Raw genomic sequence first — 16,850 nt, forward strand, 5'->3', positions numbered from 1 at the left:
GTAGAAACGTATCTACATTTTCAGTCAGGAGGTGGTCTCATGTCCAAACTGACCTACACCAGCCGCGAATTCAATCAGCGCGTCAGCGAGGCCAAGAAAATGGCTGAAGGCGACACCGTGGTCTACATCACCGACCGGGGCGCGCCTGCGCATGTGCTGATGAGCATCGAGAAGTACAACCGCCTCATGAGCAATGGGCGCAGCATTCTGGACATGCTGGCGATGCCCGGCATGGAGGACATCGAGTTCGAGCCCGAACGCTCCAAGGAGGTGGCACGCATCGCCGAGTTGTGACGATGTATCTGCTTGATACCAACGTCGTTTCCGAGTTTCGCAAGTTCCGTTCGGGCAAGGCCAACCCTGGAGTGGCCAATTGGAGCAAGAGCGTGCCTGCCAGCGCCCTGTTTCTCAGTGTCATCACCTTGCAGGAACTGGAGTCGGGAATTCTGCTGGCGGCCCTGCGCGACGCGCGCAAAGCGAACATGCTGCGTACATGGATGAATGACTACGTGCGCCCCACGTTTGCAGGTCGCATTCTTCCGGTGGACGAGGAAGTGGCACTGAACAGCGCTGCGTTTCATGTGCCCAATCCGCGTCCCTTGCACGACAGCCTGATTGCGGCCACCGCCAAGGCGCACGGCATGATCATGGTGACGCGAGATGAAAAAGATTTCGCACGCTTTGACGTGCAGTTGCTCAACCCTTGGTCCTGATCGAGCCAAGGTGCCAGATTCAATCCGGCACCCAAACCACCCCCAACCCCGCCCCACGCACAAACTCCCCCCACAGCTCGCGCCGCTCCTGCACGCGTTTGGGCGCGCCGGTGTTGCGCTCGGCAAAGTCCTGCGTCCACAGCCAGATCGAGGCGTTCTGGCCCCAGCGTTCGCGGGCGGTCTGCAGCAGTTCGCCGTGGATTTCAGCCTCGGGCGTGGCGGCCATGTTGATGAGCAGCACGGCTGCCGCGTCATCGCCCTTGCCCGCCACCGATGCGGCGGATGGCAGCTTGGAGCCGTAGGCCAGCGTCGGCTCGATCACCAGATGCGCGCCTGCGCCGTATTGCGTGGCGATCCAGGATTCGAGCGTCTGTTTGCGCTCGGGCGTGAGGTCGAAGCTGAACGGCAGCACATGCAGCGTGACGGCCAAGCCGCCGAAATCGCGCTGTAGGCTCTGAAAATACGGCTGCGCGAGCGGCAGTTGCACGTGCCGGTTGAGCCACCACAGACGCGCGCCTTGCCAGAGCGCGAGCAGCAGCCGTGGCGCGATCACGAAGGTGCCGAGCAGGGCCGTGTACGCGATCACCCATTGCTGCCCTTTGGAAAAATGGACCATGCGCTCGGCGGGCGGCGGCGTGGCCGAATTGCTTACCCAGCCGCGCAGCGATTCGATCTCGGTGAGCGTCCATGGTGACGCGCCAAACAGCCATTGCACCGGAGCGAAGATGCTGTTGAGCAGTTGATGCACGCTGGCAGCCGACAAAAACGTGCTCTCCCAGCCCACCTGATACTCGTTGGTCAGCCCCGTCGCCCACAGCGACGCGAGCGCACCCACGGCCATCATCGCCGCGCCCAGATTCAGCCACAGCAGCCACTGCGCATGCCGTGCCTTGCTGCTGACCTGCCACCAGTTGCGCTCGAAGCTCAGCGCCATCTTGCGCAGTCCGCCACCCGCCGCAGGCATGCGCGCGCGCAGCTTGCCACGCCAGCCGCTCACGGCCTCGGAAGTTGAAGACGCGGTGGACGCTGCATTGGCAGGCTGCAGAACAATGGGTTGCGCATGCCCGGAGCGCAAAAGTGAGCGCACCCAGCTCACCAGCATCCACACATAGACCAGCAGATTCCACAGCACGATGCCGAGCAGCGAAGGCGCGAGCAGATCGACGCGATGCGGGTCGGTGAAGCGGTGCATGCAAAAGCCGACCACCAGCGCGCCGACCAGCACGGCCAGCGGCACCCAGCGCGCAATGCCGGGTGCATGTTTCCAGACCTGACGCACTTCTTCGGGCAATTGGCTGGCCGCGATGATGCGCTGTGCGCGCTGCTCCACAAAGTTCAGAAACTGCTCGCGGCTGGCCGATCCGCCCGTGGTGTTGGTGTTGGGGTTGCCGATGGCGTGCAGCGTGTCGTGCGTGATGCTCGCGCACCGCGCGGCGTTGGGCAGCGCGTCGTTCGGTGCAGCGGTTTCGATGGCGTAGGCCAGAAGAATGTCGCGGGCGGAACTGGATCTCATCATGGGATGTTACCCAAGACTTTGGACATCGCCATGAGGCACGAATGCAGCCGGCAAGACCTTGAGCACCCTACGGACTTGGCGGTCAATCTTGGTGCACCCGGATGGCCCGGCCGTGGAAGTCGCCGCGTTCAGAGGCCATCTGCATGCAACATCGTGCAGCAAGCGCCAACTTCCATTCCGAGCGCTGCTACACCCTTGCTCATGCCTCAAGGGTTTTTACTTATGCGTATTTATTATTTGTGAATCACATTCTGAGTCATTCAGAATTTGCATTGAGCATAGTCAAAAACACGATGGAACTTCGACAACTGGAAGCCTTTGCCGCAGTCATGTCCACGGGCAGCGTCACCGCGGCCGGACGTGTGCTGGGCCGTTCCCAGCCCGCCGTGACCCGACTGGTGCAGGAGCTGGAAGCCGAGATCGGCTATCCGCTGTTCAGCCGCAACGGCCCGCGCGTATCGCCTACCGAGCAAGCGTTTTTGCTGTTCGAGGACGTGGAGCATGCGCTGCAAAGCCTGCAGCAGATTCGCCGCCGCGCCAAGGAAATCGAGCATGGTTTGAAGCGCCCGCTGCACATGCTGGCGACCTCGGCGCTTTCGTCCGGACTGATTCCGGCGGCGCTCGCGCTGCTGGAAAAGTCGGGCCATCAACCGACCGTGTCGCAGATCCATCTGCGCAGCGCCTCGCCCGAGCGCGTGGCACACGGCGTGCTCACCGGCTCCGCGCAACTGGGCGTCACCAGCCTGCCGCTCGACCATCGCGGCCTGCAGGTGCACTGGATTGCCGAAGCGCCCTGCGTGGCCGTGCTGCCCGAGAACGATCCGCTCGCCAGACTCGACGTCGTGCCGCTGGCCGAACTGGCCCAGCGCCGCCTGATCACCATGGCGAATCCGTACCGTCTGCTCGGTCGGTTGGACGACGCGTTCGCTGCTGCATCCACGCCGGAACAGGCCGCCGCGCAGCAGTTTCTCAAGACCAATTCCAGCGTCAACGCCATGGCCGCTGTGCGCGCCGGGCTGGGCGTGTCGGTGCTCGAACCTGTGACCGCGCTGGGCCTGCCGCTGCAGGGCATCGCCGTGCGTGCGCTCGACACGCATATTCCGTTTCTGTTCGGCATGGTCTCGCAGCAGACCACGCCGTTCACTCCCGCCATGGATGCGCTGTGCAACGCGCTGACCGAGGCCGCGCGCGCGCTGCTGCCCGGCTTTGTGCTGCACGACGCAAGCAAGCATGCCGAGCTGCTGCTGCAGCACGCCGTGCCGCCCACGCCTGCGGCCGCGCATCCATTTCCCGAACAAGAAGAAGAGAATCCTCAATGACCCCCACAACCACCAGAACAGCACCTCCGCCACAAGGGCTGGAAGCGCTTGAAGCCCGCGTGCGCCAGGATCTGGCCTGGCTCGATCTGCCCGCCAAGAACTGGCTGCCGACCACCGAAATGAACGGCGAAGAAGTGCTGCCGGTCGCCGTCATCGGCGCGGGCATGGGCGGCATGGCCGCATCGGCCGCGCTGCGTTTTCTGGGCGTGAATGCCCCGATCTTCGACCGCTCGCCCGCAGGCTTTGAAGGCCCCTGGGCCACGACCGCGCGCATGGAAACCCTGCGCTCGCCCAAGACGCTGACCGGCCCCGCACTCGGCAAGCCGTCACTCACCTTCCGCGCGTGGTTCGAATCGCAGTTCGGCATCGAGGAATGGGACGCGCTCGACAAGATTCCGCGCCTGCAATGGATGGACTATCTGCGCTGGTATCGCAAGGTGCTGGATCTGGAAGTGAACAACGAACACCGCGTGCTGGCCGTGCACCCGCGCGGTGCCGACGGCGTGGTGCAACTCGACATGCAGACGCCGAACGGCCCGCGCACCGTGCTGGCCCGCCACGTGGTGCTGGCCACTGGCCGCGATGGTCTGGGCGGCGCATGGGTGCCGCCGATGTCCGACAAGCTGCCGCGCAATGTGTGGGCGCATTCTTCCGACGAGATGGACTACGGCACGCTCAAGGGCAAGCGCGTGGGCGTGGTGGGTGCGGGTGCATCGGCCATGGACAGCGCCGCCACTGCGCTGGAGAGCGGCGCAGCCAGCGTCGATCTGCTGATCCGCCGCGCCGACATTCCGCGCGTCAACAAAGGCAAGGGTGCAGGCAGCCCCGGCCTGACTTACGGCCACGAGCGTCTGGCCGACGAGTGGAAATGGAAGATCCGCCACTACATCAACGTGCAGCAGGTGCCGCCACCACGCGGCAGCACGCTGCGCGTGTCGCGCCATGAAAACGCGCGCTTCAATCTGGGCACGCAGATGCTCGATCTGGAATACGTCAACGATGGGACTCGCGACGAAATCCGCGTCACCACCAACAAGGGCGTGTTCAAGTTCGACTTTCTGATCTTCTCGACCGGCTTTCGCATCGACTGGAGCCAGCGTTCCGAGTTCGCCGCGATCGCTCCGTTCGCGCGTTCGTGGAAGGACCGCTTCGAGCATCCCGTGGGCGAGGACGATCAGGAACTGGCCGATTCGCCCGACCTCGGCCCCTCGTTCGAGCTGCAGGAAAAGACGCCCGGCACCTGCCCCGGCCTCTCGCGCGTGCATGTGTTCTCGTACCCTGCTGCGCTTTCGCACGGCACGGTCTCCGGCGACATTCCGGCCGTGAGCGTGGGCGCGCAGCGCATTGCGCAAGGCATCGCCAGCACGCTGTATGCGGAAGACATCGACTGGCATTTCGGCAATCTGCAGACCTTCGAAGAGCCCGAAGTCTTCGGCGACGAATGGACGCCTGCCGAGCCACCGGTTCAAGAGGAAGTGCCATCATGATCGGCTGGCTGCTGCGTCGCCTGGCGCAGGCAATTCTCGTGGTGCTGCTGATGACGGTGATCGTCTTCATCGGCCTGCACGCCATCGGCAATCCGGTGGACATTCTGATCGGTCAGGACGTGGACCAGATCGAGCGCGCGCGCATCATCGCCGAGCTGGGTCTGGACCAACCGCTGTGGCGTCAGTATTTCTCGTTCCTGAGCGGCGCGCTGCACGGCAATCTGGGCACCAGTTTCGTCTACAACGTGCCCGCCATCGAGCTGATCCTGCAGCGCCTTCCCGCCACGCTGGAGCTGGCCGTGGCGGCGCTGCTGCTGGCCGTGCTGTTCGGCGTTCCGCTGGGCCTGCTGGCAGGCCTCTATCCCGACAGCTGGTTTGCCAAGACCATCATGGCCGGCAGCATCGTGGGCTTTTCGTTGCCCACGTTCTGGGTCGGTCTCATGCTGATCATGACCTTCAGCGTCTCGCTCGGTTTGCTGCCCGCCAGCGGTCGCGGCGAAACGGTGGAAGTGTTCGGCTCGCAATGGTCGTTTCTCACCGCCAACGGCTTGAAGCACATGCTGCTGCCGGCCATCAATCTGTCGCTGTTCAAGATCTCGCTGGTGATTCGTCTGACGCGCGCCGGCGTGCGTGAAGTGCTGCCGCTCGACTTCGTGAAATTCGCGCACGCCAAAGGCCTGTCGCCGCTGCGCGTGATCGGTGTGCATGTGCTGCGCAACACCATGATTCCGCTGGTCACCGTGCTCGGCCTCGAACTCGGCTCGACCATCGCCTTCGCCGTCGTCACCGAAAGCATTTTCTCGTGGCCCGGCGCAGGCAAGCTCATTCTGGACAGCATCAACGCGCTGGATCGCCCCGTGATCGTTTCCTATCTCGTCGTCGTGGTGTGCCTGTTCGTCACGCTCAACCTCATCGTGGACATCCTCTACAAGGTGCTTGATCCACGCGTGCGTCTGGAGGGTGCAGCATGAGCCAGGCCACCACTAACAACACAGCCACAGCGCCTGCCAAACAGGAATCGCCGTGGCGCGAACATGTGCGCGACTTCTTCGGATCGCGCCTTGCGGTGTTCGGTCTCGTCGTTGCCGCGCTGCTGATTCTGGCCGCGATTCTCGCGCCGTGGATCACGCCGCAGAACCCGTATGACCTGATGCAGCTCGACGTGATGGACGCGCGCCTCACGCCCGGCACGATGAACGGTCTCGACACCTTCCGCTATGTGCTCGGCACCGATGGACAAGGCCGCGATCTGTACTCCGCGATTCTCTACGGCCTGCGCATCAGCCTGATCGTGGGCGTCGGCTCCGCGCTGATCGCGGGCGTCATCGGCACGCTGCTCGGCCTGCTCGCAGCCTATGCAGGCGGCAAGACGGATGCGCTCATCATGCGCTTGGTCGATCTGATTCTGTCCTTCCCCTCCATCCTCGTCGCCATGATGATTCTTGCGTGGCTGGGCAAGGGTGTGGGCAACGTGGTGCTGACGCTGGTGATTCTGGAATGGGCCTACTACGCGCGCACCGCACGCGGTCAGGCGCTGGTGGAACGCCGCAAGGAATACGTCGAAGCCGCGCACTGCCAGGGCATTCCGAACTGGCGCATCATGGTCAAGCACATTCTGCCGAACTGCCTGCCGCCGCTGATCGTCATCGGCACGTTGCAGATCGCGCGCGCCATCACACTCGAAGCCACGCTGAGCTTTCTCGGCCTGGGCGTGCCGGTCACCGAGCCATCGCTCGGCCTGCTGATCTCCAACGGCTACCAGTACATGCTTTCGGGCGAGTACTGGATCAGCTTCTACCCCGGCATTGCGCTGCTCGTCACCATCGTTGCGATCAACCTGGTGGGCGACCGTCTGCGCGATGTGCTCAACCCCAGGAATGTGAAATGAACGGCACGACCAACACCTCGGTGCCGACCCTCGAAGTGCGCCATCTGCGCACCGAATTCGACACCCGCGCAGGCGTTCTGAAAGCGGTGAACGATGTGTCGTTCCGCATCGAACGCGGCCGCATTCTGGGCCTCGTCGGCGAATCGGGATCGGGCAAATCCGTGACCGGTTTCTCCATCATGGGTCTCGTCGATGCACCCGGCCGCGTGGCCGGTGGCGAGATTCTTTTTCAGGGCCGCGACCTCACCCGAATGAAGCCGCGTGAGCTGCGCAGCCTGCAGGGCAACCGCATCGCGATGATCTTTCAGGATCCGATGATGACGCTGAACCCGGTACTGCGCATCGACACGCAGATGATCGAAGCCGTGCAGGCGCACAGCAAGGTCAGCAAGGCAGAAGCCCGCGAACGCTCGCGCGAGACGCTGGGCATGATGGGCATTCCCAGTCCCGAAGAACGCCTGCAGGCCTATCCGCACCAGCTCTCCGGTGGCATGCGCCAGCGTGTGGCGATTGCGATCGCGATGCTGCACCGCCCCGATCTGATCATCGCGGACGAGCCGACTACAGCGCTCGACGTGACGATTCAGGCGCAGATTCTTTCGGAAGTGCAAAAGCTCGCGCGCCAGCACGGCACCTCACTCATCTGGATCACGCACGACCTGTCGGTCGTCGCCGGTCTGGCCGATGAAGTGGCCGTGATGTACGCGGGCCGTATCGTCGAACATGGCAAGGTGGATGACGTGCTCGACCATCCGCTGCATCCCTACACCGCCGGTTTGATCAGCAGCTTGCCAAGCAACAACCAACGCGGTCAACGGCTCAAGCAGATTCCCGGCATGACACCCAATCTGCTGCAACTGCCCGCAGGCTGTGCGTTTGCTGCGCGCTGCTCGCGTGCAGGCAGTGCGTGCTCGGCGCAACCGGAGTTGACCGAAGCACTGCCAGAGCGCCAAGTGCGCTGCTTCTATCCCGTCATTCAAAACGAAGCAGAAGTTGAAGGAGCGCGCGCATGAGCCTTCCATCTCAAAACAAACCAGCGTTCGCGCCCGTGATCGAATTGAAGGGCGTGAGCAAGCGCTTTGGTGAACACAAGCCCGGCCTCGTCAGCCGTGCGCTGCAAGGCATCGGACTCGAAAAACCAGCACCGATCACGCGCGCCGTGGACCACGTCGATCTGATCGTCAAACCCGGTGAAGTCGTCGGTCTGGTCGGCGAATCGGGCTGCGGCAAATCAACGCTGGGCCGCATCGCCACGGGTCTGCTCGCGCCATCGAATGGCGAGGTGCTGATCAACGGTCGCCACTTCGCGGACATGACACCGCAGGAAAAGCACGCTGCGCGCCTGTCCGTGCAGATGATTTTCCAGAACCCGTATGCGAGCCTGAATCCGCGTCTGCGCGTCGATGAAATCGTCGGCGAAGCCGCACGCATTCACGGTCTCGTGGATCGTGCTGGTTTTGACGACTACGTGTGCGCGCAGCTTGAACGTGCCGGGCTCGACCCGGCCTTGCGCACGCGTTATCCGCACCAGTTCAGCGGCGGTCAGCGCCAGCGCATCGGCATTGCACGTGCGCTCGCCGTGCAGCCTTCGATGCTGGTGTGCGACGAAGCGGTGGCCGCGCTCGACGTGTCGATCCAGGCGCAGATTCTCAATCTGTTCATGGACCTGCGCGAGCAGCTCAACCTCACGTATCTGTTCATCAGCCACGACCTTGGCGTCGTCAAGCATCTTTCGGATCGCGTGGTGGTGATGTATCTCGGCCGCGTCGTCGAGTCGGCACCAGTCGAGGAATTGTTCGCGCATCCGAACCATCCGTACACGCAGGCCTTGCTCGAAGAAGTGCCGGACATGAGCGCCCGCCACAAGTCCTACACGGCCATCAAGGGCGAGATTCCCAGCCCGCTCAATCCGCCGAGCGGCTGCCACTTTCACCCGCGATGTCCGCACGCCATGCCACGCTGCTCGGTCGAGGTACCAAGCCTCAAGGGCATTGCCATCAACCACATCAGCGCCTGCCATCTCAACGATGCGGGCACGCAGTAATCACCGAACCGATCACACGAACCACAAGGAGTCCGTCATGAAGAAGATCATCCTCTCGACCCTCACCGCCGCACTGCTCGGCGCAGGCATGGCAGCCCATGCCGAGAACCTGAGCATCGGCTTTGCCGACCCGCTGTCCTCGCTCGACCCGCAGCTCAACAACCACGCGGGCGACCGTTCCGTGGCACTGCATTTCTGGGATCTGCTCGTCGAGAACAAGTGGAACAAGCTGCAGCCAGGCTTGGCCGAAAGCTGGAAGAACCTCGACCCCAGCACCTGGGAATTCAAGCTGCGCAAGGACGTGAAGTGGCAGGACGGCAAGCCGTTCACCGCCGATGACCTGATCTATTCCTACACCCGCGCCAAGGCCGTGCCGGGCAGCGTGGCGACCTACGCGGGCTACCTGCGCACCATCGAGACGATGACCGCCAAGGACGCGCACACGCTGATCATCAAGACCAACACGCCGAATCCCGATCTGCCGCTGAACCTCGCTTCGGTGCACGTGGTGAGCAAGCATGTCGGCGAGAAGTCCACGACCGAGGACTACAACTCCGGCAAGGCGATGGTCGGCACGGGCCCGTACAAGCTGCTGTCGTACACCCCCGGCGACCGCGTGATCATGGAGCGCAACGACGCCTACTTCGGCAACAAACAGATCTGGGAGAAGGTCAACTACCGCTACATCAACAACGCCGCCGCACGCACCGCAGCGCTGCTCGCGGGTGACGTGGACGTGATCGACAAGGTGTCGGTCTCTGATCTCGCCAAGCTCAAGAGCGCATCGAACGTGAGCGTGTATCCGTACGACGGTCTGCGCGTGATGCTGCTGCAGCCAAGCTTCAACGCCGCGCCCAGCCAGTTCATCACCGACAACGCAGGCAAGCCGCTGGCCAAGAACCCGCTGCTCGACCAGCGCGTGCGTCAGGCTCTGAACCTCGCAATCAACCGCGATGCGATCACCAAGCGCATCCTGCAGGACGCCGCGACCGAAGCCAACCAGTGGATGCCCAAGGGCACCTTCGGCTACAACCCCGAAGTGAAGAACATTCCGTTCGACGCCGCCAAGGCCAAGAAGCTGTTGGCCGATGCAGGCTTCCCCGAAGGCTTCAAGCTGACCATGCATGTGCCCAACGACCGCTATCCACAAGGCCCTGAAACCGCACAGGCCGTGGCGCAGTTCTGGACCCGCATCGGCGTGAAGACGCAAGTGGAAGTCGTGCCATGGGCCGTGTACTCGGGCCGCGCCAACAAGAACGAATATGCGATGAGCATGCTCGCCTGGGGCAACGGCACGGGCGAAGCCAGCTACGCGCTGGTGAACGTGCTGGCCAGCGTGGACGCCAAGAAGGGCTTGGGCGCATCGAACTGGGGCCGCTACAGCAATGCAGCGGTGGACAAGGCGCTGGCCGAATCCACTTCGGAGTTCGACGCCGCCAAGCGCGAAGCCATTCTGCGTCAGTCGGTCAAAGTGGTGTCCGATGACGCGGGCATCATTCCGCTGTTCCACTACAAGAACATCTGGGCCACCAAGAAGGGCCTGAAAGTCACGCCGATGACCAGCGACCGCACGGCCGCGATGATGGTCACCAAGGTGGGCAAGTAATGAGCGCGCTGCAGATCACGGTCACGCCCGCGGATGGGCTGATCGATGAGCCGCGGCGCATCGTCGCAAGCGGTGCGGAGCCCGGCGAGATCATCGAGATCACCGCGCAGACGCAGCGCAGCGGCGTGACCTGGCAGGCCCATGCGAGCTTTCGTGCGGGTGCCAACGGCCGCATCGATCTGACGACCGACGAAGCGCTCGAAGGCAGCTACACCGGCATCGACGGCATGGGCCTCGTCTGGTCGCAGTCGCCCGTCAACTCCCAAAGCCGCGAGCTGTTCAACAGCCCGGTGACGGATGCGCTCATCACCACCATCAGCGCGCGCGGCAAGGGCTGCACGCAACCGCCTGCGGTCGCCACGCTCACACAACGCGTGGCGGGCGAAGGCGTGACGCGCCGCGAGGCGCGCGAAGACGGTCTCGTCGGCACGCTGTACCTGCCTGCGGGCGTTGGTCCGTTCCCTGCTGTCATGATCCTCAACGGATCGGGTGGCGGCATCAACGAGCACCGCGCGGCGCTGTATGCATCACGCGGCTATGCGGCGTTTGCGCTCGCGTATTTCAAGGCACCGGGCCTGTCGGACTACATCTCCAACACGCCGCTGGAATACTTCCAGAAGGGCATGCAGTGGCTGCGCAAGACGGTCCAGCCGAAGAACGATTTCGTCGCCATCAACGGCCAATCGCGCGGCGGTGAACTCGTGCTGCTGCTGGGCGCGACTTATCCCAAGGAAGTGAACGCCGTGATCGCCTATGTGCCGAGCGCCTATGTGCACAGCGGCCAGAACGCCTGCGACCCGAAGATCGGCCGCGAAGGCCCGACCTGGCTGCTCGACGGAAAGCCGCTGCGCCACTGGTGGGAAGGCAATCGCACCGCGAGCTGGAAGCCGTTCGACGAAGGCCCTGCGCCGCATCGTCACGACCGCGCCATGCGCACCGCATTGCAGGACCCCGAAGCGATCGCCAAGGCCCGCATTCCGGTCGAGAACATCAACGGCCCGGTCGTACTGCTCTCGGGCACGGACGACGGCTCCTGGCCATCGGACGTGTTCTCGAAGACCGTCCACGACAAGCTGGCCGAAGTGAAGCATCCGCACGATGTGCAGTGGCTCAACTACGAAGACGCGGGCCACTCCATCCTGTTCCCGTATGTGCCGACCACGCAGCATGTGTACGCGCATCCGGTCTCGGGCATGGTGAGCACCAGCGGCGGCAACAACAAGGACAACGCGCGCGCCGACGCCGAATCCTGGCCCGCCGTGCTGCGCTTTCTGCAAAACGCGGTCGAAGCGCACGCCAAGCGATAACCAACAAACAAGCGAACGAACAAACGCACAACAACAAGGAGCATCTGCATGGCAGACCAATCCATCCCCTACGACGTCGCGAGCGATCTGGTCGACCGCATCGTCGGACTGAAACCCGAAAGCCGCACCTACGCCGTGCGCCACCAGCGCGAGAAGGTCGCCGCCGCCACACAAGGCAGCTACGAAGCGCTGTTCGACACGGCACTGGACAGCGACATCACGCTGACCGAGCGCCTGCTGGTCGCGCTGTACGCCTGCCGCCTCACGCCCTCGCCCGAGCTGGCCACGCACTACCGCGAGCGCCTGCTGCACATCGGTGCCGATGCCGCCTTGGTCGAGATGGCAGACCGCAACGAGCCCGCCGACTTCACCGACAAGCGTCTGGCCGCGATGCTGCAGTTCACCAGGACGCTGATCGAAGATCCGGTCGAAGGCGACAAGTCCGCACTGCTCGCGCTGCCAGCCGCCGGCATCAGCACGCCCGCCGTGGTCGCGCTGTCGCAGCTGATCGCGTTCCTGTCGTACCAAGTTCGTCTCGTCGCCGGTCTCAAGGCGATGAAGGCATCCGAAGAGGAGGCACAAGCATGAGCACGCCCGCAGCATTCACCCCAGCCAAACTGATCCAGTCGCACGGCTTCACCAACGAGTCTCTGGAATGGGATGCGTGGCTCGACGTGGTCGAGCTCGACAAGGCCACGCCCGCGCAGATCGCCGTGCTCGAAGAAAGCCACCCCAAGGCCAAGACCAGCGACTACTACCTGTTCCTCGTGCACCAGCCCGAGATCCTGCGCCAGCGCTCGACGGCCTTCAACGCCATCATGTACGCGCCCGGCGGCCTCTCGCGCGCCGAACGCGAACTCGGTGCCACCGTGGTCTCGCGCATCAACGGCTGCGTGTATTGCGCGTCGGTGCATGCCCAGCGCTTCGAGCAACTCGCCAAGCGCGCCGACGTGATCGAACAGGTCTTCGACGAACCCCGCACCGCCGGCACCACGCCGCGCGAAAAGGCCATCGGCGAGTTCTCGGTGAAGATCACCGAAAAGCCCGCCGAGCTGAACGCCGCCGACATCAACGCCCTCAAGGCGCAGGGCTTGAGCGAAGCTGAAGTGCTGGACCTGCTGCACTCCGACGCCATTTTCGCGTGGGCCAATCGCCTGATGCTGAATCTGGGCGAGCCGATCTTCCCATCGGCAGCAAAGTAAGCAGCCCCCGCCTGCATCCATGCAAGAGCCCGCATCACGCGGGCTTTTTTCGTTCGGCACCGCTTCCGCGCAATGGGACTGCACGGCGCACCAAACCGGCACAGGCTGCGCCCGTTTCGAGGGCACGCGTTAGCCACGATCCCCAAGGGCACTCCATCGATTCCTTCGACTGAAGTCACGGCTGTTCTCTGCAAGCAGCACGGGGTTGTGCAGGAAAACCCTCTGTTGGCACGCTTCTGGCTTGTCTACATTCTTGTATTCAAGAAAAAAGAAATCTTGCATACAAGACCAAACCAGACAACACAGGAGAGAGTCATCATGGGACGTTTCGCCAAATCACTGTTCGGGCAGGTGCTCATCGCACTGGCCATCGGCATCCTCCTCGGGCTGTTTTCGCCCGAGTTCGCGGTCAAGCTCAAGCCGCTGGGTGACGGCTTCATCAAGCTGATCAAGATGATCATTCCGGTGCTGGTGTTCTGCGTGGTGGTGCATGGCATCGCGGGCGCGGGGGACTTGAAGCGCGTGGGGCGCGTGGGCATCAAGGCGCTGGTGTACTTCGAGGTGCTGACCACCATCGCACTGGTGATGGGTCTGGTGCTGGCCTTCGTGTTCCAGCCCGGTGCGGGCATGAATGTGGATGTGAAGGCGCTCGACGCATCGGCCATGAGCGCCTATGCGACCAACGCCGACAAGCTCACCTCGGGCGGCTTCGTGGACTTTCTGATGAAGCTGATTCCGACCACGGTGGTCAACGCGTTCGCGACCGGCGATGTGCTGCAGGTGCTTCTGTTCGCGGTGCTGTTCGGCTGCGCGCTGTCGATGCTGGGCGAGCGCGGCAAGCCGGTGGCGGCGGTGATCGACGCGACCTCGCTGGTGCTGTTCAAGATCATGGGCATCATCATCAAGCTGGCTCCGCTGGGCGTGCTGGGCGCGATCGCATTCACCGTGGGCAAGTACGGCATCGGCTCGCTCAAGCAGCTCGGCATGCTGGTGCTGCTGTTCTACGCGGCCGTGGCGATCTTCGTGTTCGTGGTGCTGGGTTTTGTGATGCGCGTCTCGGGCTTCAGCCTGATCAAGCTGCTGCGCTATCTGCGTGAAGAACTGATGGTGGTGTTCGCGACCACCTCGTCCGACAGCGTGCTGCCGCAGATCATGGGCAAGCTGCGCAACATGGGCATTCGCGATTCGACCGTGGGTCTGGTGATTCCCACGGGCTACTCGTTCAATCTGGACGCGTTCTCCATCTACATCACGCTGGCGGCGGTGTTCATTGCGCAGGCGACCAACACGCCGATCACCATGACCGATCTGCTGACGATTCTGGCGATCTCGCTGGTCACATCGAAGGGCGCGCACGGCGTGCCGGGTTCGGCCATCGTGGTGCTGGCTGCGACGCTGCATGCGATTCCGGCAATCCCCGCGATCGGTCTGGTGCTGGTGCTGTCGATTGACTGGTTCATCGGCATCGCACGTGCGCTGGGCAACCTGATCGGCAACTGCGTGGCGACCGTGGCAGTGGCCGCGTGGGAGGGCGATATCGATCGTGAGCGCGCACATGCGGTGCTCGACGGGAAAGCCCTTCCCATGGACGAGACCGTGTCGGAAAACGGTACAGTCGTGAACCCGCACGCCTGAAACGCCTGACCAAGTAAAGCCCCGCCTCGCGATGACGCCCGCCTCCCCTCTCCACATTGCCGAACGCATCGTCGAAGCCGTCCTGGCGCAAAAGCTCGCGCCCGGCGACCGGCTGGGAGAGCAGGAGCTGGCCGACAACTTCGCCGTCAGCCGCACAGTGGTGCGCGAGGCCATGGTGCAACTGCAGGCGCGCGGCTTCGTGCAGGTGCAGCCGCGCAAGGGCTGGTTCATCGTGCAGCCTTCCGCCGACGAGGCGCGCGACGCGTTCGCGGCGCGGCGCATCATCGAGTCGGGCATTCTGCAAGAGGCCGGCAAGCCCATGCAGACGGTGATCGGCAATCTGCGCAAGCATATTGCGCACGAGAAGAACGCCATCGACGAAGCCGATGCCGCGACGCGCGCGTTTCTGCTCGCGGATTTCCACGTGTGCCTGGCCGAGCAGATGGGCCACAAGCTGCTCGCCGACACGCTGCGTGACCTGACCGCGCGCACCACGCTCGCAGCCACGCTGTACCAATCGACGCACAGCGCCAGCCAATCCTGCGCGGAGCACGAGCGCATCGTGCAGGCACTGGAAGACGGCGACACCGACGCAGCCAAGCAATTGCTGATCGAGCACATCGGCACGGTAGAGCGATCACTCGCTTTCGCGCCCGACGAGCCGCCGGAAGCCGAGGCCGCCAACCGCCTGCGCAATGCGCTGACGCCGGTCAGTCGCGTGGGTTGAAATCACGCTGAATTCGCACTGAATTCGCGTTTCCACGGGGGCACGGCAACGCGAATCTGCCCCGCCGCTATGGTATGAATGAGGGTTGAACAAGGGTTCAGCCCTTTTCTTTTTCCCGTTCATATCCATCCCCAGACACGCCCGGAGAGACTCAACATGACCCACAAGCTAGACGCCGCCGCCATGCCCGATGCCAACGGATTCTTCGGTGACTACGGCGGCCAGCTCGTGCCGCCTCACCTGAAAAAGGCGATGGACGACATCTCCGCAGCCTACGACGAGATCGTGCAGCGCAAGGATTTTCAGGACGAACTGCAGCACCTGTTCCAGGACTACGTCGGCCGCCCCAGCCCGATCTTTCACGCCAAGCGCCTGTCCGAGCAACTCGGTGGTGCGCAGATTCACCTGAAGCGGGAAGACCTGAACCACACGGGCGCGCACAAGATCAACCACTGCCTGGGCGAAGCGTTGCTCGCCAAGTTCATGGGCAAGACCAAGGTGATCGCCGAAACCGGCGCAGGCCAGCACGGCGTGGCGCTGGCGACGGCCTGCGCGCTGGTCGGCATTCCATGCGAGATCCACATGGGCCAGGTCGACATCGAGAAGGAACACCCCAACGTCACCAAGATGCGCATCCTCGGCTGCAAGCTGGTGCCCGTCACGCGTGGTCAAGCCACGTTGAAGGACGCCGTGGACAGCGCCTTCGAGGAATACCTGAACGACCCCACCAACTATCTGTACGCCATCGGCTCGGTCGTCGGCCCGCATCCGTTTCCAAAGATGGTGCGCGATTTCCAATCCATCGTCGGCCGCGAAGCACGCGAGCAATTCCAGACCAAGCACCACAAGCTGCCCGACTACGTGACGGCCTGCGTGGGCGGTGGCTCGAATGCGATGGGCATCTTTACCGCGTTCCTGAACGACGAAAGCGTCAAGCTCGTGGGCGTGGAACCCGCCGGTGAAGGCATCGATAAACCGGGCAAGCACGCCGCCACGCTGAGCGTCGGCAAGCCCGGCGAAATCCACGGCATGAAGTGCTACGTGCTCGAAAACGCCGACGGCACCCCCGCCGCAGTGCACTCCATCGCCTCGGGTCTGGACTACCCCGGCGTCGGCCCGCAGCACAGCTACTTGAAGGACATCGGCCGCGTCGATTACCAGAGCGTGGACGACAAGGAAACGCTGAACGCCTTCATGACGCTCTCGCGCGTGGAAGGCATCATCCCCGCACTGGAAAGCTCGCACGCCGTGGCCTGGGCCATGCGCATGGCACCCAAGCTCGGCAAGGATGTGAACATTCTGGTGAACCTGTCCGGTCGCGGCGACAAGGATGCGGACTACGTGGCGAGCAAGCTCGGGCTTTGAGGCGCGCTGCCGACATCGCAGTTTGAAGTCCACTTCGATGC

14 protein-coding genes and 1 pseudogene are annotated in these 16,850 nt (G+C 63.5%); 14 read left to right on the plus strand and 1 reads right to left on the minus strand.

What is annotated here, in order from left to right; genetic code table 11:
• Positions 1 to 39 precede the first annotated feature (39 nt).
• A complete protein-coding gene (locus tag G7048_RS10555; RefSeq protein WP_166068099.1) occupies positions 40 to 294 on the plus strand; it encodes a type II toxin-antitoxin system Phd/YefM family antitoxin in 255 nt (84 codons plus the stop codon).
• A gap of 2 nt (positions 295 to 296) precedes the next feature.
• Positions 297 to 713, plus strand: a complete 417-nt coding sequence (locus tag G7048_RS10560) for a type II toxin-antitoxin system VapC family toxin (RefSeq protein WP_166068100.1) — start codon at positions 297 to 299, stop codon at positions 711 to 713.
• A gap of 19 nt (positions 714 to 732) precedes the next feature.
• On the opposite strand, the gene G7048_RS10565 is transcribed toward G7048_RS10560, so the two are convergent.
• Positions 733 to 2,229 (minus strand): DUF2868 domain-containing protein, encoded by a 1,497-nt coding sequence (locus G7048_RS10565; protein ID WP_240933239.1) that lies wholly within the window; start codon positions 2,227 to 2,229, stop codon positions 733 to 735.
• Between the two features lie 293 nt (positions 2,230 to 2,522).
• Here G7048_RS10565 and G7048_RS10570 point away from each other — a divergent pair, with 293 nt between their 5' ends.
• From G7048_RS10570 to trpB, 12 genes and pseudogenes are all read left to right on the plus strand, one after another.
• Entirely contained in the window at positions 2,523 to 3,548 is a 1,026-nt protein-coding gene (locus G7048_RS10570; protein ID WP_166068101.1) for a LysR family transcriptional regulator, read from the plus strand.
• Positions 3,545 to 5,035, plus strand: a complete 1,491-nt coding sequence (locus G7048_RS10575) for a SidA/IucD/PvdA family monooxygenase (protein WP_166068102.1) — start codon at positions 3,545 to 3,547, stop codon at positions 5,033 to 5,035. Before G7048_RS10570 ends, G7048_RS10575 begins: the two co-directional genes overlap by 4 nt.
• The gene (locus G7048_RS10580; protein WP_166068103.1) at positions 5,032 to 6,006 is read left to right on the plus strand and encodes an ABC transporter permease; all 975 of its coding nucleotides are present in this window, start codon (positions 5,032 to 5,034) and stop codon (positions 6,004 to 6,006) included. The genes G7048_RS10575 and G7048_RS10580 overlap by 4 nt, the downstream gene beginning before the upstream one ends.
• Entirely contained in the window at positions 6,003 to 6,923 is a 921-nt protein-coding gene (locus G7048_RS10585) for an ABC transporter permease (RefSeq protein ID WP_166068104.1), read from the plus strand. Before G7048_RS10580 ends, G7048_RS10585 begins: the two co-directional genes overlap by 4 nt.
• Positions 6,920 to 7,936, plus strand: coding sequence for an ABC transporter ATP-binding protein (locus tag G7048_RS10590; protein ID WP_166068105.1), 1,017 nt, complete (start codon positions 6,920 to 6,922; stop codon positions 7,934 to 7,936). Before G7048_RS10585 ends, G7048_RS10590 begins: the two co-directional genes overlap by 4 nt.
• Positions 7,933 to 8,967 carry an ABC transporter ATP-binding protein gene (locus G7048_RS10595; RefSeq protein ID WP_166068106.1) on the plus strand — a complete coding sequence of 345 codons (1,035 nt, stop codon included), beginning with the start codon at positions 7,933 to 7,935 and terminating at the stop codon, positions 8,965 to 8,967. The genes G7048_RS10590 and G7048_RS10595 overlap by 4 nt, the downstream gene beginning before the upstream one ends.
• Positions 8,968 to 9,004: 37 nt before the next feature.
• On the plus strand, positions 9,005 to 10,573 hold the full coding sequence (locus G7048_RS10600; protein WP_166068107.1) for an ABC transporter substrate-binding protein: 1,569 nt from the start codon (positions 9,005 to 9,007) through the stop codon (positions 10,571 to 10,573).
• The gene (locus tag G7048_RS10605) at positions 10,573 to 11,880 is read left to right on the plus strand and encodes an acyl-CoA thioesterase/bile acid-CoA:amino acid N-acyltransferase family protein (RefSeq protein WP_166068108.1); all 1,308 of its coding nucleotides are present in this window, start codon (positions 10,573 to 10,575) and stop codon (positions 11,878 to 11,880) included. The genes G7048_RS10600 and G7048_RS10605 overlap by 1 nt, the downstream gene beginning before the upstream one ends.
• A 48-nt stretch (positions 11,881 to 11,928) precedes the next feature.
• A pseudogene (locus G7048_RS28770) lies at positions 11,929 to 13,082 on the plus strand (CMD domain-containing protein).
• Positions 13,083 to 13,400: 318 nt separating this feature from the next.
• Positions 13,401 to 14,717, plus strand: a complete 1,317-nt coding sequence (locus G7048_RS10620; RefSeq protein ID WP_166068112.1) for a C4-dicarboxylate transporter DctA — start codon at positions 13,401 to 13,403, stop codon at positions 14,715 to 14,717.
• Between the two features lie 31 nt (positions 14,718 to 14,748).
• Positions 14,749 to 15,444: a GntR family transcriptional regulator gene (locus G7048_RS10625; protein ID WP_166068113.1), complete on the plus strand. Its 696-nt coding sequence runs from the start codon at positions 14,749 to 14,751 to the stop codon at positions 15,442 to 15,444.
• 156 nt (positions 15,445 to 15,600) lie between these two features.
• The gene (gene trpB / locus G7048_RS10630) at positions 15,601 to 16,809 is read left to right on the plus strand and encodes a tryptophan synthase subunit beta (protein WP_166068114.1); all 1,209 of its coding nucleotides are present in this window, start codon (positions 15,601 to 15,603) and stop codon (positions 16,807 to 16,809) included.
• The last annotated feature ends 41 nt before the right edge of the window (positions 16,810 to 16,850 follow it).

It is taken from the genome of Diaphorobacter sp. HDW4B, from assembly GCF_011305535.1.
Classification (GTDB): Bacteria; Pseudomonadota; Gammaproteobacteria; order Burkholderiales; family Burkholderiaceae_C; genus Diaphorobacter_A.

Bases quoted from the DNA above. Each gene is read 5' to 3' on its own strand.
- trpB (WP_166068114.1), top strand. From the start codon at position 15,601: ATGACCCACAAGCTAGACGCCGCCGCCATGCCCGATGCCAACGGATTC.
- G7048_RS10580 (WP_166068103.1), top strand. From the start codon at position 5,032: ATGATCGGCTGGCTGCTGCGTCGCCTGGCGCAGGCAATTCTCGTGGTG.
- G7048_RS10590 (WP_166068105.1), top strand. From the start codon at position 6,920: ATGAACGGCACGACCAACACCTCGGTGCCGACCCTCGAAGTGCGCCAT.
- G7048_RS10575 (WP_166068102.1), top strand. From the start codon at position 3,545: ATGACCCCCACAACCACCAGAACAGCACCTCCGCCACAAGGGCTGGAA.
- G7048_RS10555 (WP_166068099.1), top strand. From the start codon at position 40: ATGTCCAAACTGACCTACACCAGCCGCGAATTCAATCAGCGCGTCAGC.
- G7048_RS10565 (WP_240933239.1), bottom strand. From the start codon at position 2,229: ATGATGAGATCCAGTTCCGCCCGCGACATTCTTCTGGCCTACGCCATC.
- G7048_RS10595 (WP_166068106.1), top strand. From the start codon at position 7,933: ATGAGCCTTCCATCTCAAAACAAACCAGCGTTCGCGCCCGTGATCGAA.
- G7048_RS10625 (WP_166068113.1), top strand. From the start codon at position 14,749: ATGACGCCCGCCTCCCCTCTCCACATTGCCGAACGCATCGTCGAAGCC.
- G7048_RS10600 (WP_166068107.1), top strand. From the start codon at position 9,005: ATGAAGAAGATCATCCTCTCGACCCTCACCGCCGCACTGCTCGGCGCA.
- G7048_RS10570 (WP_166068101.1), top strand. From the start codon at position 2,523: ATGGAACTTCGACAACTGGAAGCCTTTGCCGCAGTCATGTCCACGGGC.
- G7048_RS10585 (WP_166068104.1), top strand. From the start codon at position 6,003: ATGAGCCAGGCCACCACTAACAACACAGCCACAGCGCCTGCCAAACAG.
- G7048_RS10605 (WP_166068108.1), top strand. From the start codon at position 10,573: ATGAGCGCGCTGCAGATCACGGTCACGCCCGCGGATGGGCTGATCGAT.
- G7048_RS10620 (WP_166068112.1), top strand. From the start codon at position 13,401: ATGGGACGTTTCGCCAAATCACTGTTCGGGCAGGTGCTCATCGCACTG.
- G7048_RS10560 (WP_166068100.1), top strand. From the start codon at position 297: ATGTATCTGCTTGATACCAACGTCGTTTCCGAGTTTCGCAAGTTCCGT.